Consider the following 26,579-nt stretch of genomic DNA (forward strand, 5'->3'; position numbering starts at 1 on the left):
TACTAACACAAATTGTGTATGAAAGGGAAACTTATTATTTTTTCCGCTCCTTCGGGTTCGGGTAAATCTACAATTATAAACTATCTGCTAACGCAAGATTTAAACCTTGCATTCTCTATTTCGGCTACAAGCCGTCCGCCACGTGGTGAAGAGAAGCATGGAGTAGAGTACTTCTTCCTCTCTCCGGATGAATTCCGCCAGCGTATTGCGAACAATGAATTTCTGGAATATGAAGAAGTATACAAAGATCGTTACTACGGTACCTTGAAAGCACAGGTGGAACAGCAATTGGAAGCCGGGCAAAATGTAGTGTTCGATGTAGATGTGGTAGGTGGATGTAATATAAAGAAATTCTACGGAGAACGGGCCTTATCCTTGTTTATCCAACCACCCAGTGTAGACGAGCTTCGTCGTCGTCTAACGGGCCGGGGCACAGATGCTCCCGAAGTCATAGAACATCGTATAGCTAAAGCCGAATATGAATTGAGCTTTGCCCCCAGATTTGATAAAGTGATTATCAACGATGATCTGGAAACAGCTAAAGCGGAAGCGCTGAAAGTAATCAGAGAGTTTCTGACATTATGAGTAAATTGAAAACCGGAATATTCAGTGGCTCTTTCAATCCGATACACATTGGACATCTTGCACTGGCTAATTATCTTTGTGAATTCTGCGGGTTAGATGAGGTCTGGTTTGTAGTAAGCCCACACAATCCATTGAAAGAGCAAGCTGATTTATGGCCCGACGAATTGCGTCTCCGACTGGTACAGCTTGCCATTGGAGACTATCCACATTTCCGTGCTTCTGATTTTGAATTTCATCTTCCCCGCCCCTCGTATACAGTCCACACGCTGGACTGTCTGAAAAGCAGCTATCCGGAACGGGAATTTCATCTTATTATTGGTTCGGATAACTGGCTGACCTTCGACCGTTGGCGCGAACCAGAACGAATTATTGCAGAAAACCAAATACTCATTTATCCACGTCCCGGATATCCCGTAAACAAAGACGAATTACCCGGAACAGTCCGTATCGTCGACTCTCCTACTTTCGAAATAAGCTCCACATTTATCCGTCGTGCTCTGACCGAAGGAAAAGATGTACGTTACTTCCTCCATCCGGCTGTCTATCGCCTGCTACGTGCCGAATTATAAGGACACCCCTGCATCTCAGTAAGGAACGTTGTACGACATGTGCATGTCGTACATCCCCAGATGTGCATGTCGAACAGTACGAGATGCACATCTCGTACAGCACGACATGTGCATCTCGTACATCGTTGGGTTACGACTTCCTCTACATCCTATTACAACATACGATACGAAAGGAAGTGTGATCCATGTTACTACTCTTTCTGTTGATGCAACGTAATAACCACCACTTCTGTCGGAGCGCCAATACGTATATTCCTGTTAGAAGTACCCAGCCCATTGGTAACAATCATTGGTATATTAGCCGTATTATACTTCAATCCCGTAAGAAAACGGCTTCCATAGTGAGAAGGGATAATAGGAGCATAACCAAAGATACGCACTTGTCCACCATGAGTATGTCCGGCAAGAGCAAGATCAGTATTTGCAACGGAAACATCTTCGACGTAATCAGGAGTATGAACAAGCAAAATAACAAAGTCTTCAGGAGAAAGATCAAGCGTAGGCGATTTACCATTCTGCTTCAAATCAAAAGGGTTGCGCACACCGGCAATAAGTATCTGTTGCCCATCGCGCTTTAAAGTGTCCACCCGGTGTTCAAGAACACGCATACCATGGCGTTGCATTTCACGAACAATGTCGTCATGGCAACGCTCGTAATCATTGTTGCCCATCACGCCATACGTTCCCATCGGAGTTTTCACCTGAGACAAAGCAGCAAACAATTCGGGTACATATTCACAGCCTTCCTGATAGTCCCCTCCCATCAACAGTACATCGGCCTGTTCGGCTATCAACAAGCGAACGAGACCAGCCAGTTCCTTTTCTTTAAAAAGGCTCTTATAATGAAAATCGGAGATAAAAGCAATGCGGAAACCATCAAAAGCTTCGGGCACATCCCGATGGGTAAAGTCATACTTTACCACTCGGTCTACTCCTTTATAAGTGGAGGAAACACTTACTTCAGAATACGTAATTAATGTACCGGGAGCCGTTCCTGCCGGAACAGAAGGACGAGCCACAACAGGTTTAGACTGTTTCTGACGCTTCTTGCTACGTTCCGGATTCTTTAGTGTCGAATAATCCGGAGCAAAGAGTGTAGAGGACAGAGTGGAAGTATCAGAATATAGAGAATCTGCATTCAGTATAGGATAGGACGGAGATACTACCAGATTTTTCTTCGATTTACAGGAAGAAAAGAGAAAAGAAAAGAGAAACAGGAGGTATATTAGCTTCTTCATATGTCAAAATAATAAGTAAACAAGCAATATGCTAATTTGTTGCCAGAGAGATATCATGAAGACCAACAGCAAATTATTTTTCGAGAAGCAAAGATACAGATTTTTGAAGTATCTTTGCAGCATGGAAGAGATAAAACAAAATTCTTTGCGTGCATGGATACTTGCTGCACGCCCCAAAACACTGGCAGGAGCAGCTACACCTGTTCTGGTAGGTACTGCTTTAGCTTATGCCGACGGACAATTTCACTGGCTGCCTGCACTGGTCTGTTTTCTTTTCGCCGGGTTGATGCAGATTGCAGCCAATTTTATCAATGACTTATTCGACTTCCTGAAAGGTACAGACCGGGAAGACCGCCTGGGACCGGAACGAGCTTGTGCACAAGGCTGGATTTCTCCCGGTGCCATGAAATGGGGAATATTATTTACCGTAGTCATAGCATGTCTTATCGGATGTATACTACTGTTTTATGCAGGCTGGCAGTTGATACTCGTGGGGATACTATGTGTAATGTTCGCTTTCTTCTATACCACAGGGCCTTATCCCCTTTCGTACAACGGTTGGGGAGATGCATTAGTACTCCTGTTTTTCGGATTTGTTCCGGTAGGAGGCACCTATTACGTACAGGCACTCACATGGACTCCGAATGTAACAATAGCTTCATTCATTTGCGGATTGATCGTAGATACTCTATTGGTAGTAAATAACTACCGTGACAGGGAAGCAGATGCACAAAGCGGAAAGAGAACGGTAGTAGTCCGTTTCGGAGAACCCTTCGGCAGATATCTGTATCTGATATTGGGAATTATTGCTGCAATATTGAGCCTGTGGCTATTGTCGGAGACACTCATTCCAGCCATCATAACAGCAGTTATTTATCTTACACTGCACATCGTCACCTGGCGCAAAATGGTAAAGATACATAGTGGTAAAAAGCTAAACAGCATACTGGGCGAAACTTCGCGCAATATGCTGCTTATGGGGATACTTCTATCACTGTCACTAGTGATATAGTGATAAGTACCATGCGGCATAATAGCGCAGCCACTAATCACTTATCACTAATCATTAATCACTATTTATACATCCTTTCGTAGTATTTCTGATAATCGCCACTGGTTACTTCTTCCACCCATTCCTGATTGTTCAGATACCACTCAATAGTTTTCACAATACCCACTTCAAACTTTGTTTCAGGATACCAGCCTAACGCATCGGTAATCTTTGTAGGATCAATAGCATAACGTTGGTCATGTCCCAAACGATCTTTCACGAAAGTAATCAGACTCTCGTTCATCCAATCGATAGTTATTTCACCATTAGCATTCTTTTCCTGCTTTTTCAGTACCTTACGATATTCCGGATGCTCAGTCATCAGACGATGTATAGTAGCAATGGTCAATTTAACAATTTCGAGGTTGGTCTTTTCGTTATGTCCACCCACATTGTACACTTCGCCTTCTACTCCCTGACGCACTACCAGATCAATAGCTTTACAATGGTCTTCTACGTACAGCCAATCGCGTACATTACTACCGTCACCATATACAGGAAGTTTCTTTCCTTCAAGAATATTCTTGATAATCAACGGAATCAGTTTTTCCGGGAAATGATACGGACCATAGTTATTAGAACAACGAGTGATAGTAACCGGCATTTTATACGTATCATGGTAAGCCATTACCACCATATCCGCACTTGTTTTTGAAGCACTGTACGGACTATGCGGGCAAAGCGGAGTTGTTTCATGAAAATATCCTTCAGCCCCTAACGAGCCATACACCTCGTCAGTAGATACCTGGTGATAACGTACCCCTTTACGCCAGGTTGGATATCCGTTCTCATCTTTTCCTGTCACCCAGGCACGACGGGCAGCATCAAGCAAGTTCTGCGTACCCAAAATATTAGTAATAAGGAATAACTGAGGGTTCTCAATACTACGGTCAACGTGACTTTCAGCAGCGAAGTTCACAACATAGTCGAACTTATATTCAGCAAAAAGCCGATCAGCCAAATCACGATCACAGATATCTCCTTTCACAAAAAAGCAACGTTCATTGTCGATGTCTTTTGCAATGGTACCAAGGTTTCCGGCATAAGTCAGTGCATCAAGCACCACTACACGAATGTCATCATGCTTGGCCAGAATGTACTTCAGATAATTAGCGCCAATAAATCCGGCAGCACCGGTTACAAGATAAGTTTTCATATTATTTCTGTTATGTTGATTTTATTGTTCAGCCAGTTCCAAAAGATATTTACCATACTCTGTCTTTTGCAGTCCTTCACCCAGTACACGAAGTTGCGCTGTTGTGATCCAACCGTTACGCCAAGCTATCTCTTCAATACAACTGACATAAAATCCCTGTCGGTTCTGAATAGTAGCTACAAAATTAGAGGCTTCAAGCAAACTATCACAATTTCCTGTATCCAACCAGGCAAAACCACGGCCAAAAAGCTCAACCTGCAACGTACCTTCCTCGAGATAAAGCTTATTCAAATCAGTAATTTCATATTCCCCCCGGGCAGAAGGTTGAAGCGATGCAGCCTTTTCAGTAACAGTAGCATCATAAAAATATAGACCGGGAACAGCATAATTACTTTTTGGAACAACCGGCTTCTCTTCAAGAGAAATGACCTTTCCGGATTCATCAAACTCGACTACTCCATACGCACGGGGATCTTTCACATAATAACCAAAAACACAAGCCCCCTTCTCTATCATAGCCGCCCGACGAAGCATAGCCGAGAATCCTTGTCCATAAAACATGTTATCTCCAAGTATCAAACATCCCGGTTCTCCATTCAGAAAATCAGCACCCAGTACAAATGCCTGTGCCAACCCATTAGGCTGCTCTTGTATCTTATACTGAAAAGACATACCTAGTTCTTCACCCGTTCCCAAAAGATCACGAAACATTGGCAGATCACGGGGAGTAGAAATTATCAATACTTCACGAATACCCGCCAGCATCAATGTAGAGAGTGGATAATAAATCATCGGCTTGTCATATACCGGCATGATTTGTTTCGATATGGCTTTAGACAATGGATAGAGGCGCGTAGCACTTCCACCGGCAAGAATAATCCCTTTCATAAGTAGTTCTTTGTAATTACGGGGACAAAGAACGGAAAGAATTTTGAAATGACAAAATAAAAAGACAATAGTATAAGCAGTATTCTGCTTTTTATTACATTTATAGAATAGATCGAATCCTAATTGTAATCACCTTCAAGAAATAAACACTTATGAAAAAATGACCGCTGAATTTTATTTATAGATAATAAAATCCAGCGGTCATCTCATCTTCCTTCGTTTTCTATTTCAAAAACCATGCATTTATATCCATCAGTTTACTTTTCATAGCTTCCGGATTCCCATATTTTACAGCAACCTTTTCAGCCATAAATGCCGGATGATCTGTTCTATGATGCGATATACGTAGTAAGTCAAAGAAACGGTTACCTTCATAGGCCGTTTCCGCAGCCATCTCTTCAAGTATTTTTTGCTCAACCCAATCGATAGAATCCTGTAACGCTACAGCAGGAGGATTCTGTGAGAAATCAGGAATCACGAAGTCAGACATATCTTTCGAAATACCCATCCCACGTCCACGGCAAGCCGTACCTACATTATAAGACGTAAACGAGAAATCAAGATACGATTCTCCACCAGCCAATTCAGCAGGATTTACCCTTTCCGGATTAGCAATTGTTTCTTCCGTCAATCCATATTTCAACACCGCAAAGGCAAATGTAGGTTTTCCGGCACGGTTTACAGCTTCAGCAAAGCGTAAATAAAGGTGAGGATGACGATAAAGAGGAATCGATCTCAGAATATATGCATTCTCCAGCAATCCATTGTTATCCTCAACAGGTATTGTAAATTCCTCTTGCGCACCATTCACAAACTTCTTAATAAGCATCTTCGGACCCACACCCGCAACATTCACCGATTCAAACGCATCTCCCAACTCTTCATTGGTAGATGGAAGTTTTATGTTTCCACGCAAATCGCCTGTAAAGTAAGCCGTAATCGTTCCGTCCAAACGGGTGGCAAAGAAGTGTGTTTTCAATGACATTTCGTCAATAAAGTTTTGTGTGGGCAGCAGACTTGTTACATTATTGAAAGACATGTTAACCAAATCAGTGTGATAGTCTTTCGGTACAGAACTATACGCTATTTCAGTAATCACTTCATCAATATAAGAATTGATATGTTCACCGGTAGCACCGTCACGAGCCTGAGAATTCCAATAACTAATATAGCTTGATGAGATAGAATAGTTTCTATTAACCATCAATTTATAATACATACCAGCAGCTTCATTATACTGATTCTGATAGAGATATAAATCTCCCAGTAACATCGGAATAGGAATAAAGAATAATGGTGAGTACAAACCGTCAATAGAGCCATAATTCAGACTACGTACATCGATATAAGGAAGCAAATCGGTAATCAACTTTGATACCAGATCGTCCATCCCGATCACCGGATATTCTTTTAAAGCCGTATCATAATCTAAAATAGGCTCAGTAATGTAACTTACCTTTCCATAAATCTGAGCCAACTGAAAATAGGTCCATGCCCGTATCGCTTTTATCGCCGCAAACTCAGGCAACATCACTTTCTCATTACGAATGGTGATTGCAGTATCCATCCGGGCAATCGCATAATTACAATTATTGATGATCGTATAATAATTCCGCTTATTCAAATAGGTATTCTCCGAAGTAATATCGAAGTTATTAATCTCTTTCAAAGAAAAAGACGCATTATCAGACACAGTCATCAAATCACCACGCAACTCACCAAGTAACACATAGGGTTCTCCCACCTTTTGAAGCTGTGAGAGTATACCTATCACAGAATAAATTGAATCGTTGGGCGACTTGAGCTGATTATCATCTTCAAAGGCAACCCTTGAAGAATCCGTATTCAACATATCCTCACAACTCCCCAAAAAGAATAATACTGTGATCAAAGTGAGCAATACTCCTTTATGTTTGATTTTAGTTTTCATATCTCTTATGTTTTTTTACAGACTAAAGGTTATTATAAATTAACTCTAACTCCTATCAGGAAAGAGCGGGATTGGGGTGTAAGACCTGCATCTATACCTTGATACAATACCGAATTACCATAAGAGAATTCAGGATCCGCACCTTTATATTTTGTGAGAGTAAACAGGTTATTGACGGTTCCCCACACTGTAATTTCCTGAAGATAAGACAAATTCAGTGGTACTTTGTAAGAAACAGATAAGGTCTTGAATTTCAAGAAAGAGGCATCCTCAATCCAACGATCCGAGAAACGTGAGTTACCCATAGGGTCCTTGTATACAGCACGAGGAATATCGGTCTTCTGACCATTGGCTACCCAACGGTTTTGCATACTTGTTGCCTGATTATAGATATTACTACCAGACTCCAAATTAGCCCGAAGTCCGTTATAAGCGTCATTGCCATAAGAGTAGGTAAACAGCGTTTCAAGAGTCAGATTCTTATACCGCAGATTGAAATTGAAGTTTCCGTATAAGTCCGGATTAGGATCACCAATCACCTGCAGATCTTTCTCATTGATGATATGATCTTCCACTACCTCCTCAAAACGCATATCACCGGCACTAAATGGAATAAGCTCTCCCGATTCGGAACGAAGACTTAATCCCGCTGCAGCCGCTTCTTCACTGGTACTGAAAACACCTTTAGTCTTGTATCCGTAGAATACTCCCGCAGGACTATTCTCGGCAGTAAGAATCCGAGCTCCCTGAAAATCTGTGGTGTATGAACCACCTGCCAGTGAAACTATTTTATTCTTATAATGTCCCAACATCGCACCGAAGTCAAGTTGCCAACTTCTCAGATTAAGTATACGTATGTTCGTTGCAATCTCAAATCCCTTATTCTTCAATTTACCATCGTTAGTCAATGAATACTCAAGGCTCGATGTTTCAGGAAGCTGCTTACGTATCAGCAAGTCTTTGGTAGTAGAAGTGAAAAAGTCTGCTCTAACTGACCAACGGTTATTGAACATGCTGAGATCCACACCGAATTTTGCTTTTCCCGTGGTTTCCCATTTCAGTTTGTCATTCTTGTAATTAGCAAGAATAAGGCCGTTGGCACTTCCCATAAAGTTTATAGAGTTGAAGTACGAACGAGTAGCATAATTCTGCAGGTCATCATTTCCGGAAAGTCCATAGCTAACATCCAGCTTCAAGAAATCCAGAAAACGGATGTCTTTCATAAACTCTTCGGACGAAACAATCCATCCGGCAGACACAGAAGGGAAAATCCCCCATGCAAGCCCACCCATTTTGAGGGCACCTTCAGCTTCTTTACCAAAACGTGAAGAAGCATCCATAGCAGCAACTACATTTAGCAAATAACGGTTCTGATATTTATAATCCGCATTAAAGTACCAAGACATAGATCGCCAATTCTCTGTAGTACCAGAAGTACTACGCAAGCTGGAAGTTGTATTCGACAAGCTGTTCATACGATCTGAACTGGTATTATGCCCTTCACCGTAGTTTGACTCCAAATTATCAGAAAAGAAGCGATACCCACCGGTCAAATCCAAATTATGAACACTGTTACGTATCGGAGACCAATCAACAAAGGCGTTCCAATGAATCGAAGTCTGCTTTGCCATGGAGTTTTTAACCATATTGCGCGAGTAGGCATATATTTCTCCGTTCTCATTCACCAATGGCTGTTCAGCCAAACCTTCCGACGGCTTGAAATACTCTTCGTTCAGTTTATCCCACGTATAACTGAACATCAATCCTACCTTCAGTTTATCCGTAAAAGAATAAGACGGAAGAGCATTGATATTAAAACGATACTTCTTAGAAAGCCCTACACTTAAATCGACCAAAGAGATCGGGTTACCAACACCCAACTCATCTACACTACTCAATTTTGTGCTTTGTGAGCCATCACGGTTAAATTGATAAGGACTATACACCGGCGACTTGATCAGTGACAGGTAAGACGGTGAAGCAATCTCATCAATACCATCGTTACGCATATTATTTTCAGACTGCGCGAAAGCAATGTCGAAAAGAAACTTCAATTTATCAGTCAGATGAATATCCGAATTAAAACGTACGTTCAAACGGTTAAAATCTGTATTTTCAATATTCCCTTCACTCTTATTATATCCTACAGAGAAAGCATACAATGCAATTGCATCTCCACCTTTCACACTGATACCATAGTTCTGGCTCATTGCTCCCTTATTTATCAGCTTCAGCCAATCCGTGTTATTATGGCTCGCTTTATAGTAAGACTTCGTTTGATCATCATCCAGAAAATGCAAATTATTAACCAGCGAACTGTTATCATACACATCGCTTAATACATCGGATGCATACAACCGGTAATCTGCCGCTCCCATCACGGGAATCGTCTTGTAAGGAGACTGATACCCCAAAGACATAAAGGCGGAGATATCAGTAGCCATACTCTTACTACGCTTTGTATTAATAATCACTACACCGTTACCACCTTTACTGCCATAGATAGACGTTCCATCTTTCAACACTGTAATATCTTCCACATCGTTGGGATCAATCAATGCAAGCGGATTATTAAAGAATCCGGCATGAATGGAAGCCATTCCTTCCTGCATCTGCCATATCGCCCCATCAACGATATACAAAGGCTGAGCCTTCATATTCAGAGAATTCAATCCACGAATAAAAACAGCCGCCCCATTTCCCGTTGCTCCGGAATGTGATACAGAACGCAGTTCTCCACTCAGACGAGTTGAAAAATCCTGGTCAATACTTGCAATCGACGGTGTAACCTTTGTTACCACGCTCGCCTTATTGGCCGATAAAACCGTTTTATCATAAAAACTGCTTGCCTCTGTGTCTTCCAACAACTGTATATTAACGTTACTACGTCCTTTCACTGAAATGATCTGAGGCAGATAGCCGGGAGCATCAACAGCCAATGTCACATTCGTATGAGGCACTTTGAGTTCAAACATTCCGTCATCGGAGGTCATTGTCGTGATTCTCGTATCTACCACACTGATTCTGGCTCCGGCAAAATTCTGTTTCGTAGATGAACTTACCACCTGTCCTCTCACAATATGTTTATATTGTTCAACCTTTACCTGGGCAACCGCTGTGGAGTCAGCTTTCTGAGCCATCACAGCACCGCCACCTATTGTCATAAGCAAGCATAGACCTATCGGTTTAAGCATAAATCTCATATTTAAATATATCTTTTTCATTGATCACTGCTCCTATTTATTACGAATGGGTTCAAAAACAATCCTGTCAACACGGAATTTTCGAGTGAAAACATTAGCACTGAGTTCAGTTTTTGACACATTTGTATCTATTCTGAAATTCGTCGTCACATCTTTCGGAAGCAAACTATTTTCCTCATCAAGCATCCACAAACGATCATAATAATTCGAGACTGGGAATTCAAATTCACTGGCTACCTTAATTCTTGTTTTTTTGGTTCCACTGGTCACAAATTCATCAGATTTAATCGTTTTGGGTGTCAGTTTACCCTGGGCATTCATATACGTAATGCGGAAAGAAAGCTTGGTACTGTCATTGGCAAAAGACTCTCCGTCAATAACAGCCGGTATAAAATCGGCATAGATATCATACTTACCGGAAAGTACGTCCGGAATATCAAATATAACATAAGGCTGTGCAGAAGTATTAGTTGGCTGTACCTCAATATAACGGTTACCACTAATTTCTCCTATCCCACTATTCGTCCCTACCGTACGAGTATAAATGCTGGTATAACTTCCAGTTACACGTCCTTCCTGTTCTTCACATTCCACTGATATGGGCTTATTCCACGTTTCAGTATTATCATACCTGATTTCATCTGCCAAATAAATCACACCGTTAGAAGCATTCACCCGGCTGGTTCCTTTGAAAAGATTGTTAACATCTGTAATGATACTTCCCGATGTTGATGTCAATGTCGTATACTCCGCCGGATCATTGATTCTTTCTCTATAAATCAGATCATTGATAATGGCAAGTGAAGTCTGTATTCTCTTAATCGAATCTGCCAAATCAGCATCTGCGTTATAAACATTAAAATAAGGAGAGATCCGTTCATAAGCAGCATCCCAGGCAGCATCCGTTGGAATAATCATCGTAAAGACAGAATCTTCGGCAGAAATATTACCTAAACCATACAGTTTATCCTCCAGCAAAGGATTATACCAAGTCGTGATCGTATCATACCCCTGTTCTTCCTGTATCTCCTTGAGATATCTCGAAATAAACGAGGCTATTTTAGTCGTATTACTTTGAGCCGTAATGTATTCAGAGAGATTATGAGCATATACAATCTGCTTGTCTACTGTATGCAAGATGCCATTTTTGGCAAGCCGGTCTTTCGATATCAAGCTACTTCCACCAAAAGTCAAACCATCCTGATGAGAGTAATAATACACCTTACCGTTTATCATACGTATCACTTTAGAATCCGGTTCCGAAGTAGAGTGATTGAAACGTGCAATATGATTACTAACCAACAGACGTACCTGTTCCAGATCCGATTCATCCACTGCTGCAATCGCCTCATCGCTGGGCGCCCAAACAGTAAACGTCTGAGTTGAAACAAGCAATGTATCATATCCTGCCACTTTGATGAGCTTGGCAAACTTCGATAATGAACTGCTTTCTTTTATTAATTCATAAAGGTTTTGATCCGGCAGCGTTTGATCCCGGTCATAATGTTCGTTCCATTCATCCTTGCACGAATACATCATGAAAGAGACAAAGAGCACAGCAAATAGAAACGCTGTTTTTATGGTATTCTTCATAAAAGTATATTTTTTTATTTATTCCTCTTTTAGTATCAATCTTTCCCTTCTTTATCAATGTAGCTCACCGGTACGTATTCCAGATAATCGAAATGGAATTCAAGATTGTCAGCTTCCACATTCTTCGCTCTGAAATAGTGCGGAGCATAATCTTGGAAAGTAAACGTACCGATAATAATACGAAGACTCATATTATCCTGACGCAATGTCTTGGGGCCATTCAAACTATAAATAGAATTCGGCGCTTTCATATAGCCGCGATTTCGCATCATCTTATCATTTTCTACTCCTTCATCCGTTGTTTTGTCATCATCTACCCAACCTACACGAGGATCAGTACCAACAATTCTCAGGTCGACCGGAATACCCACAATTTCATCATCAATAAATAATTGTGCTACTCCACGCCATGTCTCTGCACGATATCCCAATCTGATTTCGTAAGTTCCGGGAGGAACCGGATGCATCCTTAACGTGAAGTCGTACCACCCGGACATAACCATTTCGTCCGCCTGATAATTGGTCCATCCTTCACTTGCCCAAAGTTTTAGTTTGGTATCATTGGTGAAATGAAAATAATCCCCGCAATAATCAGCCGTGAAGGTATGAGAATTATCTATCATCTTCCAACGTATGTTATTATTTGTCAACTGAGGAGGAATGGAATAACAGTCAAAACGAATACGTTTATTTAACACATCATTCTCCATAATGTCTTTATCGTACACCAGAATCTCATTCAACGCATGAACATATCCGTTCAATCCATTCAGATTGCTCTGAAAATCACTGATACTAACATGAGTACCATCCTTTTGTGTGTTCAGCCTATTCCCCGATTTTATTTCAATCATCCGGTATTGAAGCATCGTCTCATAATATTCAAATCTCTCATTTTCAGCACCCGGAGACGTTGCTGCCCCCGAATACAGAAAATCATTTGTAGACATCTGTCTTTCCAGCATATGATAGGATACAAATTTATTCAAAGCATTTTTTCTACTTGTATAATCATTGGCATCCTCATTCCCATAATAACGAGTAGCATACTCAGCCATTTCTTCTACAGTTTCTATGCCTGCCTTTTTGAAAGCCTCATTTGTTTCAGCGAATATGGTATACCCATATTTTTTCATTTCCGGATACTTAAATGTAGTTCCACCAAGTACCAAATCCGCTGTTGGCTTTTCATAAGTGAGATCGTATACTTTCATGATCGAATCACACATCCCAGTCTTTTCAAGAGCCTGAGAGAACAGACTGAAATAGTCCTTATCCTGCATAAGTCCAGTCAAATAGGCATTAGACGGGTCTACAATATTTCCTATCACATGAATAATTCCGTTGTGCACTTCGATATCTTTCCGCAAAATAGGCACTTCCTGATTAACCAGAATTGTCTGATTCCCCTCCGTAAATCCTGCAAACGATATATTGATAAAACGATCGCTCATACTGGGTTCCGGAAGTGAACCCTCCTGAAATGTTTCTGTCGCATAATTGGTTAGCTCACTTTTGATAACATGATTATAAACAATCTGCAACTTATCTTCTTTCGTCAAATCATTATAGGTAATTTCTTTTGCCTTGAAATATTCCTGAAAAGCAGAATCCGTAGGCATGAAACAAGTGAAATGTCCGTAACTGGACAATAAAGAAGAGGTTCCGGAATCATTAATAAGCTGATTGAAAACGGTAAAATTAGTTCGGTTGCTACAATAGGAAGCAACTGTTTCTCCCGTAAACGTATAGAATGCATCCCCTTCTACATTGTCGTCCACACAGGAGGGCACCAATATAGTTGCAAATAGCAAGAGAATAAGAACCGATATTGAATATTTTATTTTCTTCATAACGCTTGATTTTTATTCGATATTTGATGATGTTACATAAAACGGATTTTGTTTTAATGCAGTGTTTGCTCTCAGCTCATCCACATTAATCGGCATATACAAAGCATTTAATTCACTCAGTTTACTCTTTGTAGTCGTATTATCCAGTTTACTATATTTCTTAAGCAGATAAGCATTCACCACATTGGCAGGCTTCCCATCTTCCCTACGGATTCTACGCAATAAATCAAAATAACGTTTACCTTCAAACAAGAATTCTCTTTGACGCTCATCAAAAACTAAGTTCCTCATGGCACTCTGCGTGTTATAATTAGAAATCGACAATGAACCACTTCCCAAATCCGGATTGGCACGATCGAATGTCTTAGAGACCAAATCGAGAGCTCCCTGCAGATCGGTTCCTATCTCTACCAAAGCTTCCGCTTTCATCAAATAAATATCCGCCAAACGATAAAATATCCAGTTAGGAGCCTCCGCATTGAAGACATAGTCACCTTCTCTGACTGTACTCGAAGAAGTTTCTACCCTCAAAGCCATATACTTGGCTATAAAAGAAGAGCCTGCGGTACTAAAAAAAGCATCTTTCCCTCTCAAGTCAGTGGGTTCAAAAAGCGAAGGACTCATTGATTCAAAGTTGTATGGCGACAATTTATGCATATCCTGTCCCGCACGCCCTCCAAACATTCCATACATTTCATTCATCGCATAATTTGGATAATTCTTCAGACTGAACTGTAACTCAAAAATGCTCTCTTTTGAATTTCCCAAATAGTAAACAGATTCATTATACACCCGTGAGCTTTCCAACTGAAGCTGTCCGAGATTGGCCAACACCTTATCACAATAAATAATGCAGTTATTGTAATCGTTCTTCCAAAGATACATATCGGCTATAAGAGCACGTATGGCATTCTTTGTTATACGTCCTTTTGTATAAAGCAGATTACTCCACGTCTTCTCGTCCGCAGCCTGATTCTCTACACTCTTCAAATCATCGATCAGGAAATTCAATAAATTATCAGGATTCTCCTGTTCCACTTCAAAAGGTAAACTGTCATCCGCATACGGTTCAGTGATCAACGGAATATCTCTGAAAGTACGTAACAGCATAAAGTAGCATAATGCCCGCACTCCTTTTGCTTCAGCAATATAAACATCCAGATTCTCACGTTTAAAGTTCGGATCTTTCGCCTGTACCTCCGGAGCAAACTTAATCACTGTGTTACAAAAATTAATTACACTATAATATTCTCCCCAATAAGTGTATGAATTGGAAGAATTCAAATTAATATTCAGAATATCCCTGATCGGATCGGATTTACCTGTTCCGGCTTTTACGTTGTCCGAACGCAATTCACCCCAAACGATGGCACGCTCTATAAATCCAGTTTCATTCATTCCACGATAACATGAACCCACCATGCTAAGCACATCGTTTTCATCTTTCCAGAAATCTTCAAAAACAGTCTCCGACTTGGGACGTATATCAAACCAGCTTTCACAGGATGCGAATGTTCCTCCCAATAAAGCCATCATAACTATACGCAATATATATTTCTTTGTTTTCATTTTTGTCTATAATTTGGTCAAATCATTAAATTGAACTCCTGTTATTAAAATCCGACAGTAACGCCAAAAGTAAAATATTGAGAACGAGGTGTTTTGCTCCTGTCCGCACAAAGACCAAAGCTCTCAATACCTACCTCCGGATCTACACCCGTATATTTAGTAAATGTCACCAAATTGTTCAAAGTCAGATAGAAAGACAATTGGTTGAGGAATACGCGCCTTAATGATTTCGGACTGAAATTATACTTAAAGGTCAACGTTTTAAATCGAAGGAAAGAACCATCCTCTACAAAACGGTCACTTCCCAAGTAGTTATAACCGTAGTTATACAATGCACGAGGCATTTCTGTCACATCACCATCTTTACGCCAGCGCCAGTTTACAGCAATGGACTGGTTATTATTAGAATGCATATTTTCCGCATCCATACGCGCATAGTTCACGATTTTATTTCCGTAACGGAAATTGAAAAACGCGCTGATAGAGAAATTCTTAAAGGTGATATTCGTACCGAAACCTCCGGTTAACTTCGGATTAGAGTTTCCTAAATAAACAATATCCAATTCATCAATGGTTCCATCATGATTTATATCTTCATAAATAGCATCGCCGCCACGGAACTGGTATCTCTTATTACCTAAGTTGAAATAGTCAAAATACATAGGAAGTGGTTTTCCATTCGCATCTTTTACCACATTTCCATTGACATCTTTCACCACAGGAGCAGTTCCGCCACGTCCCTCTTCATACTTGTCATACTGATAAACTCCTTTATAGCGGAATCCATAGATGGAACCAAACGAGTTTCCTTCTTGTAAACGTGTCAAATAAGAACCATTATCGTAGTTGAAATCTTTATTGTATGCATTCAGCACAGCCGGTGACAATTCTACAATTTTATTTTTGTTATTAGAGAAGTTAACATTAAAATCCACCTTCCAATCTCTGGTTTTAATCAGATTATTGGTATAGATACTCAACTCCCAACCCGTGTTGTCCATCACACCGATATTGACATAAGACAGTGAACCGAATCCGGAAGAACTTGGTATACCCAAATCCTTAAATAACAGGTCTTCCGTCTTACGCTTATAAATGTTTCCATCGAATACCAACTTAGAATTAAACAGGTGCAAGTCAATTCCCAGATTATAAGAGGTTACCTTTTCCCATTTAAGGTCCGACAATTCAATAGATGACGGCTTCACAGTAGGTATATTTATATAGTTGTTATTCCCACCTCCCCAGCTACTATTATAACGACTGAAGTGCAGGTACTCTCTATCCGGCTGATTACCGGTAATACCCCAACCACCACGAATACCTAACTCGTCAATAACAGCTCTCAGAGGTTTCATAAATAATTCGTCGGCCATGTTCCATTTCAACGATACGGCGGGAAAATCTCCCCAGCGATTATTAGAACCAAACTTTGTGCTACCATCCCGACGGAATGTTGCATCGATTGTATAACGGTTCATAAACGTATAGTGTGCTCTACCCATAATTGCTAACGAACGCCATTGTCCGGCTCCACTATTAAAAGCTTTGTCAAAACCTACGGAAGTTGCATCTGTTATAGAGTTAGAAGGTAATCCGTATTTCTCAAATTCCTGATACTGTGAGTTTCCGGAATTCATCTGCCACACAGCCGATACCAACAAAGAGTGATTATCTCCCCAACGAGGAATCCATGTTATTTTCTGCTCACTCTGAATAGACAATCCTTCAGACTCCTTCATATAAGCACGGTTCACGGTCTCATCATTCCATGATTTGGACGTTACTTCCTTGGGGAGGAACTTTGACTCTTTCGTATTCTCAATATTGAAAGATACATATCCGTTATAACGCAATTGAGCTTTTTCCGGATTGATAATGTCATACTGCAAACGCAGAGTAGGTACAATATAAAGATTCTTTTGATTGTTGAATGCCAGATTTGCCAACGCCACCGGATTCATCAAATCCTTCTGAGAATTATCCAAAGAGGACGATTGTGGTATATTATAATAGATATCTGTATTATTTCCATTCGCATCTTGCTGGAAAATGGATACGTTAGGCATTTTACGATAAGCCATACTAAGCAAATTCTCCTTATTGTCTCCATCACCCACATCATTAGCATAATTCTTATGATTATCAGTGTATGTCATTGAAAAGTCTGAAATAAACTTAATACGATCCGAAACCTGATATTCCAGATACATTCTATTCGTGAAACGTTCCAAATTTTGCTTAATCACAGTTCCCGATTGGGAATAATATCCAAGAGATGCACGGAAAGTGGCTTTGTCTCCACCACCGGAAACGGTTGCATAATGGTCATGCGTAAATCCATATTGAGTAATAGCTTTCACCCAATCCGTATTATTATTAAAGTTTTGATATTCGGCAAATGTAGGATCGTAATTGAATTCAGGAATATTTGCTGCATACTCGTCCTGAAAAGGATTAAAATAGGCCTGTTTCATTAACATTGTATAGTCGTCTCCATTAAGCATTTTTAATCCCCGGGGTTGTTGGGCTCCGGAAAAACGATAAGAATACTGAACCCGGGTAGGACCTTTAACACCTTTTTTCGTTTTAATCAGAATTACACCATTAGCTCCCTTTGACCCCCAGATAGCAGCAGAAGCACCGTCTTTCAAAACAGTAATCTCTTCGATGTCATCCGGATTGATATTCAACAAATTCGCAAATTGCTCCTGATCTGCCGATGTATAGTCAAAAGAGTCATCCACATTATTTTCGAAAGGTATATCATTTAATACGATTAATGGTTCGGATTTTGAGTTGATTGAAGTAGTACCACGAATACGCATGGATGAACCGGAGCCCAAGTCACCGGAGTTTCCCAATATATCAAATCCCGCAATACGCCCCTGCAATGCGTCATCAATAGAAGCTACTGACATATCTTCAAGATCACGCATGCTAATATGTTGCATCGCACCCGATACCTCTCGTTTAGGTATTGCCAATGTTCCGTCCGAATGCATTGCTTTCGCTGTTACCACAACTTCATCAAGCACTGCGTTTTCCTTCATCTTTATATTAAACCTGCGCTTATCCTTAATAGAAACTTCGACAGGATCGTATCCCACAAAACTGACCTTAAGTTTGTTGTTCACACTCTTTATAGAAAGTGAAAAGTTTCCGCTAAAGTCCGTTATCGTAGCATTTACAATACGTCCGTTGGCATCTACCTCCGTTACGTGTGCACCAATAATCTCCCCTTCCAGGTCGGAAGAGACATTTCCTGTTATCACCAGCTGTTGAGATTGTGATGCCACAGTCATTGACAAGCAAGAAAAGACAACCAGCAATATGCTTTTTATATTATCAATATTCATAATTTAGTAGTATTGTTTTTTTGACTATTCAAACCTTAATGCCGTATCAATTAAATGAATAACAGAACGTGAAGAAGCAAGGATTGAAGTTTCCTCACCAGACAGACTGGGAATATTGACAATATAATCACGAGCCATCAGATTGTATACTCCTTCAGTAGTTGTTATCACTTTAGCCTTCAACGGTTGTCCGTCTGAAGTGGTAGCCTGGCACTTAATCTCTAAACTACCACCTTGGGTATTCAATGTCAACTTATGAAATTTACCACTCGGATTACGTGCAGCCGTTTCAAAGTTCATATTTACCATAGGAGCCTTATCATCTACAAAAGCCAGATTATCCATTAAGTGATATTTGAGAAAATTCAATAGGTAGATTGTTTTTTTCTTCTTTTCGTCATGATCTTCTTCAGCATAGATTTCATCCCAGTCAAATAAGTTAGGATCTTCTCTGAATGCTTTCTCCAACGCTTCTTTGGTTGGGACAAAAACAGTATAACGGAAATTATTGAACGAATTCACTACATATCCCAAACCTATACTTCCGGAGGTCTTCTTCATATCGAAAATCGGAACAATGTCTTTATCAGACTTAAAATAATTAAATACACGGTCATCCCCTTGCAAGAGGTCAAAAAATGCTTTATACTCATTGTGCTCACCCAATACGTTATATACAGATTTAACAGGATCTTGTAAAACACGGTCCACAAAATAAGTACGTCCGTTATCAGAATCATAACGGCTGGGCATTCCGGTCACTTCATTGATAACAATCGAAGCAGGCTTTACATTCACTTCTATATCTCCACCACCCTGTATCTGTAAGTTTTTCCCTTCTCCACTGATCTTCAGCATAGTACCACCTTTGGTAAGTGCATAATTCGTCTTTCCGTCATCAATATAACCCGACATTACATTCTGATCCTTATTACCCACTACGATGTGCATATCAAGAATATCATTCAAACGATTGATGATACTATTTTGATTCTTCACTGTCCGCAAAATAGCTCCCGTTTTATTTCCAGCTGCATCTGCTTTATACACATCGGCAAACACCATGTTATCAGCAGGTACATATCTAAATGACCATATTTCACGATAGCTTACTCCCTTTGCCCAAGCAACCGGATCACGGTAGTTTTGTAAAGCCTCGTCGGTAGGTACAATCAGATTATACATATTTTCGATGGAACGCAGGTATAAGAAGAAACGCATAGTTCCATCCTGTATCGCCCAATTCATGATCTGCGTGTGGTCACTTGTCAAAGTAGGTCCGTATACACATTGATAATCAATCGGCGGAAACACCTTATCGGATATGTAAATTACCCCGTTACAACCCAGATAAGTTTTTTTCACATTATCAATAGAGATATCCATTTTAAAGCTCGATTCATCGGTTAACTTCGGCCATGCGTGAGGCAACGAACTCATAAATGACTTCTTTTGATGATTCTTCAGAAACAGGGCAAGAATCGGAGTCGGTATATCCTCCCAACTTCCATAAGCCTCTTTCAAATAACGCCCTTTATCACTATTGATATACTCATTCATAGCCTTGTCCGTGGGTACAAACATAGCGCCCATATCCATTTCGCTACTATACACATTATTACTTGGATCATAGTACAACAAACCATAACTTTCCATCCACTTTTCTGCTGGATCCAGTCGGTTTTCTACTGTAAAATAACGTTTCACAAAAATAGAATCTGCATTCGGAAGAACGGCATTGCTAAAACCGTCATAAAAATTATGCACCGCTTTATTAACATTTTCTTCATAATAAGGTGCACTAAATTTGTTTAGTAATTGATTGAACAGATTCGTTTCACCGTTATCCCGAATCAACTGCGACATGTTTTTTGCCGGAAGTATCACATCTTCCATAACATGTATATACCCGTTCTTACAAATAATGTCCTTCTCTATTATTTTTACCCCATTTACATAGACATCTCCATCTTCATAGTTTCTACCATTATTCAATATAGAGAAATCTTCCTTGGTCACTCCCTGTACCATCATGTGCTCTGGTGTAAAATAAACTAAGGGTGACGAACTTTCGTCATCCACCAGATAAATCCCTCCTTTCTCTGAGAAACGATTCCAATAAGAGTTCTCAAATAATCCCTGATCTTTAATAAATGCGATACTGTCAAGATAGGTACTTGCATTGAGTTTTCGGAAAGTCTGCCCTGTCGCGGGACCTTCACCTGACACGGTCAGGTTGGAAAGCATACCCGATAGATATGCCATATTGATCATGCTCGAGTTCATGATCATTCTTTTCATCGGCATCGAAAGCATCTCGTAACTTCTAATGCCCTGCGTGTTTGTTTCAAAAAAGCGCTTGAATGCTTCATCCTTTGCCGGGAAAAGAGTTTTACTTCCGGTCTTTTGTAATACATCCTTATAATTAAGGTCATTAATCAGACGAATAAAATAAGTGAATTCGCCACTTTCATTTAAATAATCGTAGATATTGCCTCTTAAGAAATCGGGTTCTTTCTCATCATAATAATAGTCGTCTTTGCACGACACGAGGCATAAATAACATAAGCTCACACAAAAAAGCGATAAAACTATAAATCGCTTTCGATTAAATTTGTTATGCATTTCTTTTATAGTATTAAACGTTTATCAATTATAAACTAAGGATATCGAAATACTGAATCCATAAATGGACTTTACAGAAGTTGGCTTACTAAGTTGCATTTTTCATATAAACAAATTATTATTAGATTAATTTCACAGAACAAAAGTAGGAAGAAATAAAACTCCAATAGGACAAAAAGCCACCATATACTATAATAAATGTACACTCACCCACCTTTTTAGAGGTAAAATGGACATTTACACCTAAATTGTATACATTTGTAATATTCATTTATACATTTCATTGTTGGGTTTACAAAAGCAAATAACTACCAACAAAGCAAATTCATAATTTTCGCCGGAAAACAGATACAACCTGTCAAATAAATCACGATATTTGCAACATCCTTTAGGATTAGCCTCTACAAGGGAAGTTTACCAATCACTATCTTCAAAAGCACTAATACCTGAGGCTTCGTGTCAGCATACGTTCAACTAATACACTAATAGTCAATATATAACATAACTTAACGCATTAAGTTAACTTAAATCATATATAATGAATAAAATACGTATTCCATTACTATTCATCTGTAACATTCTCTTTCTGAACGTATATTGTCAGACACTGGCCAAAAATTACTATGTAACTTCGGCTCAAAACCTATCTCAGAACAATGTTAAAACAATCATTCAGGATGGCAAAGGTTTTATGTGGTTCGGAACTAAAAACGGACTAAACCGTTTTGATGGAAAGAAAGTGAGAATATACAATTGTTACGATGAAAAAAGAGGGATCGGCAACAATAACATCTCTGCCCTATTTGAAGATAAGAACAAAAATATATGGGTAGGTACGGACCGTGGCATATACATCTATAATCCTCTTTCGGAAAAATTCAGCCACTTCAACATCACTACAGAGACCGGAGTAGGTATATCCGATTGGGTAGCCCAGATAGCGGAAGATAAAGAACAAAGGATATGGATAATAATACCTAACCAGGGGGTGTTCAGATTTGACATTGATACCAATAGCCTGTCACACTATCCTTTTATTATTGCAAGTAATCAGGCTTCTAAACACCCACAATGTATTACGATTCTGAAATCCGGTGAAATATGGATAGGAACCAATAAAGACGGCTTGTATCATTACAATACTAAAACCGATAAATTCGAGCAACATATCGTAGACAGGAATGGTATATCCATCAAAAATGACATGATATACAGTACCTGCGAATACGGAGATTATATTATATTGGGCGTACACGAGGGAGAATTAAAAAAATACGATTACAACAATAACACATTTTTTGTAGTTAATGCCGCCGATGTCCATCACAAAATAATCAGAGATGTCAAGGTGTTCAATAATGAATTATGGGTCGGTACTGAACAGGGTATCTATATAATAGATGAAGATGCTGGCAAAACTGAATTAATCCGCAGTGATCCGATGATAGGTAATAGTCTGACCGACAACAAAATTTACGCTATGTATCAGGATAATGAGAATGGAATATGGATTGGTACTGTATTCGGAGGAGTAAATTACATTCCTTCTCAAACACTGACTATAGATAGATATCTCCCCAGCCAACAAAAAAACTCTATCGATGGAAGAATCATACGTGATCTGAAAGAAGACCAGAATGGAAAGATATGGGTATGTACCGAAGACAATGGCATATCAGTCTTTGATCCTAAAAAGCAATCTTTTGAAAGAATTACTCCAACAGGAGGTACTCAGTTTATTCCTCAGGCCATTATAGAAAATCAAGACGAGATATGGGTGGGTCTATTCAAAAACGGAATAGATATCTATAACCTGAAAACTAAAACCCGAAAACATCTCAGCCCCGAACAATTGGGTATTGACGAATCAAGTATTTGGGCATTATATCAGGACAGAAAAGGAACAATCTGGTTAGGAAATGGATGGGGAGTTTACTCCAGTGATAAAAACAACCTGAAATTTGAGCGTCACAATGAATTCGGATACAACTTCATTTTTGACATATACGAAGATTCAAAAGGCAATATATGGGTTTGTACGATGGGAAATGGAGTGTTTAAGTTAAGAGCAACAGATAAAATAGTTGAGCATTATATTTACAGGCAGGAAGATCCTAATACCATAAGTTCTAACTCTGTGAGTAGCGTTACTGAGGATAGAAAAGGAAATCTTTGGTTTTCAACAGACCGTGGAGGCATATGCAAATATATGAAAGAGACAAATAGTTTCAAGTCTTACTCCAAAAACGAAGGATTACCCGATGACGTTGCCTACAAAATAATAGAAGATAATGAAGGGCTACTATGGTTTGGTACCAATCATGGCATGGTACGTTTTAATACCGAGACGGAAGCAATCCAGGTATTTACCGAAAAAGATGGCATCAATAACAATCAATTCAATTATAAGTCAGGGATCAGAACCCGGTCTGGAAAGTTATATTTCGGATCCATCAACGGGCTAATGGCCGTAGATCCAAACAACATTAAACGTCCTCATGTCACAGCTCCACTTTATATTACCAAGTTACTGATATTTAACGAAGAATTAAAAGTAAACGAGAAAGGATCTCCACTTACCAACAGTATTATTTACACAAATGAGGTCCATCTGAATCACGACCAGAACAGTATTGGTTTTGAATTTGCTTCGCTCAGTTATTCCTCATCAAGTAATTATAAATATTCTTATAAACTGGAGAACTTTGACAAAGACTGGACTATCACAAATGATAACCGTAGTGTATCCTATACCAATCTTAGCCCAGGCAATTACTCTTTCCGTGTCAGAGCGACCAATAGTCTGGGTGAATGGGGGGATAATGAAACATCTATTAAAATATTTATTAAAGCCCCCTGGTGGCAAAGCACAATAGCCACCTATTGTTATATCCTCCTCTTTCTAATAGGGGTTATTACCTTTATTTATCTGTATGACCGCACACAAAAGAAACGGTATGCACAGAAACAGATTTTAGCAGACAACCAACGCGAAAAAGATATATATAATGCTAAAATAGAATTCTTTACTGATATCGCACATGAAATACGAACTCCTCTTATTCTAATCAACGGCCCACTCGAGGCTATTTTGGAAGAGAATGAAATAGATCCGCCAGCCATCAGAAAGAACATGCGCATTATGGAACAGAATGTAAAACGTCTGCTTGATCTGATCAACCAGCTACTCGATTTCCGTAAAATAGATGAACGTAAATTTATACTTAATCCCACAAATACCAATCTCAACAATCTGGTAACCAAAACCATAAATCGATTCCAACTCACGTTTGAGCAAAAAGAGAAACAACTTACACTTCACATTACTGACGATGTATTGATAGCCAATATAGATCAGGAATCAGTCATTAAGATAATCAGTAATCTGATAAACAACGCATTAAAATATTCAAATAAAACAATTCAAGTAGACTTGTATGCTACAGATGATAATATCGCTCACATACGCGTTATCAATGACGGTGCTCCTATCCCGGACAATCTGAGTAAAAAGATATTTGAACCATTTTACCGTACAACGAAGGTATCCAATATTCCCGGAAGTGGAATAGGATTGTCTCTCGCCAGTAATCTGGCAAAACTCAATAATGCCGAATTAATACTTGATACTACCGCCTCCCTGACCACGTTTATTTTATCTATTCCAATCAGCATCAATGCAGACGAACAACATACAGAGGAAAAGGAACAGGAAGAGGATAGTGAATCTACAACTTTCATCGAACAGAATACTCCTCCAACTGTTATTTCCGACACTGAAGAATACGAAGAATTGGGAGAAGATGAACCGAAAATAAAAGAAAACAGCATACTGATAGTTGAAGATGAACCGGAGGTTCGAAGCTATTTATCAGAACGCTTGGAAAAATATTTCAATGTCTACATTGCAACAAATGGAGTTGAAGCACTGAAAGTCTTAAACGAGAAATACATTAACATCATTCTGAGTGATTTGATGATGCCCGAAATGGATGGTCTGGAACTGTGTCAGAACGTAAAATCAAACGAAGACCTTGCTCAGATACCTTTTGTTCTGCTTACTGCCAAAACGGATATGGATAGTAAAATGAAAAGTCTTGAGATAGGTGCAGATGCATATATCGAAAAGCCTACAGCTTTCAACTATCTGTATAAGCATATTAATATGTTGCTTAAAAACCGGGAAAAAGAGAAAAAGGCATTCCTGAACAAACCGTTCTTCCCGGTACAGAAGATGAAAGTGAGTAAAAACGATGAGAAATTCCTAAACAAGATCATCGAGATAATAAATCATGATCTTGCTAACCCGGAACTAAATGTGAAATATCTTGCTGACAACCTGTATATGAGCCGTTCAGGACTTCATCGAAAAGTAAAACAGATAACCTCACTCTCCCCTATTGAGTTTATCAAACTAATCAGACTGAAAAAGGCGGCAGAACTGATACAGGAAGGTGAATATCAAATAGCAGAAGTTTGCTTTATGGTAGGAATTAACTCTCCGTCTTATTTCGGTAAGATGTTCTTTCAGCAATTTGGTATGACCCCCAAAGAGTTTGCAAAAAGTAACAAAGTAGGAAAAGGCTAAATAGAAAAGTATAGTTTGTTATAAAACAGTGAATGAGCCACAGTGGATATAACTTATCTGTTGTGGCTCATTTATCGTTTTATATTAACCTTTAAAAACAAAGTAAATTGTATTTAACGGATATCTACATCAGGCTTATTTTTAATAATAGAACAAGCTGCTTTATGTCTTTATTCCTATTTTCTTTTTTCTCTACAACAAACTTAAACCAGTTTAATTATCTTTTATACCTGTTGTCAATCTTATAGACTTTCATTTCATTTCTCTACGGAGATCGCCTCGATCCTCTACGAGAAACGCCTCGATTGTCGTAGAGAATCGACCCGTTTCTCGTAGAGGAAAAAGCAGACACCATAACACATTGATTTACAA

The 26,579-nt window shown here is 39.4% G+C and carries 14 protein-coding genes; 4 read left to right on the forward strand and 10 right to left on the reverse strand.

Annotated features, from left to right (window positions below):
• The first annotated feature begins 18 nt into the window (after positions 1–18).
• Together gmk and nadD are read left to right on the forward strand one after the other, a co-directional pair.
• On the forward strand, positions 19–585 hold the full coding sequence (gene gmk / locus ACESQI_RS07845; RefSeq protein ID WP_007487037.1) for a guanylate kinase: 567 nt from the start codon (positions 19–21) through the stop codon (positions 583–585).
• Positions 582–1,154 (forward strand): nicotinate (nicotinamide) nucleotide adenylyltransferase, encoded by a 573-nt coding sequence (gene nadD / locus ACESQI_RS07850; protein ID WP_025866733.1) that lies wholly within the window; start codon positions 582–584, stop codon positions 1,152–1,154. Before gmk ends, nadD begins: the two co-directional genes overlap by 4 nt.
• Before the next feature lie 191 nt (positions 1,155–1,345).
• On the opposite strand, the gene ACESQI_RS07855 is transcribed toward nadD, so the two are convergent.
• Positions 1,346–2,392 (reverse strand): metallophosphoesterase, encoded by a 1,047-nt coding sequence (locus ACESQI_RS07855; RefSeq protein ID WP_373125692.1) that lies wholly within the window; start codon positions 2,390–2,392, stop codon positions 1,346–1,348.
• Positions 2,393–2,513: 121 nt separating this feature from the next.
• Here ACESQI_RS07855 and ACESQI_RS07860 point away from each other — a divergent pair, with 121 nt between their 5' ends.
• Complete coding sequence (locus tag ACESQI_RS07860; protein ID WP_234130290.1) at positions 2,514–3,404, forward strand: 1,4-dihydroxy-2-naphthoate polyprenyltransferase; 891 nt, start codon at positions 2,514–2,516, stop codon at positions 3,402–3,404.
• 61 nt (positions 3,405–3,465) lie between these two features.
• Here the strand turns inward: ACESQI_RS07860 and rfbB are convergent, their stop codons facing one another.
• From rfbB to ACESQI_RS07905, 9 genes are all read right to left on the reverse strand, one after another.
• A complete protein-coding gene (gene rfbB, locus ACESQI_RS07865; protein WP_002562466.1) occupies positions 3,466–4,599 on the reverse strand; it encodes a dTDP-glucose 4,6-dehydratase in 1,134 nt (377 codons plus the stop codon).
• 21 nt (positions 4,600–4,620) lie between these two features.
• The gene (gene rfbA / locus ACESQI_RS07870) at positions 4,621–5,487 is read right to left on the reverse strand and encodes a glucose-1-phosphate thymidylyltransferase RfbA (protein ID WP_002562467.1); all 867 of its coding nucleotides are present in this window, start codon (positions 5,485–5,487) and stop codon (positions 4,621–4,623) included.
• Between the two features lie 223 nt (positions 5,488–5,710).
• Positions 5,711–7,417, reverse strand: coding sequence for a RagB/SusD family nutrient uptake outer membrane protein (locus ACESQI_RS07875; RefSeq protein WP_373125694.1), 1,707 nt, complete (start codon positions 7,415–7,417; stop codon positions 5,711–5,713).
• A gap of 32 nt (positions 7,418–7,449) precedes the next feature.
• On the reverse strand, positions 7,450–10,611 hold the full coding sequence (locus tag ACESQI_RS07880; protein ID WP_195660250.1) for a SusC/RagA family TonB-linked outer membrane protein: 3,162 nt from the start codon (positions 10,609–10,611) through the stop codon (positions 7,450–7,452).
• 42 nt (positions 10,612–10,653) lie between these two features.
• Entirely contained in the window at positions 10,654–12,213 is a 1,560-nt protein-coding gene (locus ACESQI_RS07885; protein WP_234130288.1) for a fasciclin domain-containing protein, read from the reverse strand.
• A 35-nt stretch (positions 12,214–12,248) separates the two neighbouring features.
• Complete coding sequence (locus ACESQI_RS07890) at positions 12,249–14,066, reverse strand: fasciclin domain-containing protein (protein WP_002562471.1); 1,818 nt, start codon at positions 14,064–14,066, stop codon at positions 12,249–12,251.
• A gap of 12 nt (positions 14,067–14,078) precedes the next feature.
• Complete coding sequence (locus ACESQI_RS07895) at positions 14,079–15,635, reverse strand: RagB/SusD family nutrient uptake outer membrane protein (protein ID WP_122201838.1); 1,557 nt, start codon at positions 15,633–15,635, stop codon at positions 14,079–14,081.
• Positions 15,636–15,679: 44 nt separating this feature from the next.
• Complete coding sequence (locus ACESQI_RS07900; protein ID WP_195349989.1) at positions 15,680–18,994, reverse strand: TonB-dependent receptor; 3,315 nt, start codon at positions 18,992–18,994, stop codon at positions 15,680–15,682.
• Between the two features lie 24 nt (positions 18,995–19,018).
• The gene (locus tag ACESQI_RS07905; RefSeq protein WP_234130287.1) at positions 19,019–21,568 is read right to left on the reverse strand and encodes a fasciclin domain-containing protein; all 2,550 of its coding nucleotides are present in this window, start codon (positions 21,566–21,568) and stop codon (positions 19,019–19,021) included.
• A gap of 589 nt (positions 21,569–22,157) precedes the next feature.
• On the opposite strand from ACESQI_RS07905, the gene ACESQI_RS07910 reads away from it, so the two are divergent.
• Positions 22,158–26,207 carry a hybrid sensor histidine kinase/response regulator transcription factor gene (locus ACESQI_RS07910; RefSeq protein WP_195660246.1) on the forward strand — a complete coding sequence of 1,350 codons (4,050 nt, stop codon included), beginning with the start codon at positions 22,158–22,160 and terminating at the stop codon, positions 26,205–26,207.
• Positions 26,208–26,579 lie beyond the last annotated feature (372 nt).

It is taken from the genome of Bacteroides sp. HPS0048 (genome assembly GCF_964240755.1).
In the GTDB taxonomy this organism is placed as follows: domain Bacteria; phylum Bacteroidota; class Bacteroidia; order Bacteroidales; family Bacteroidaceae; genus Bacteroides; species Bacteroides nordii.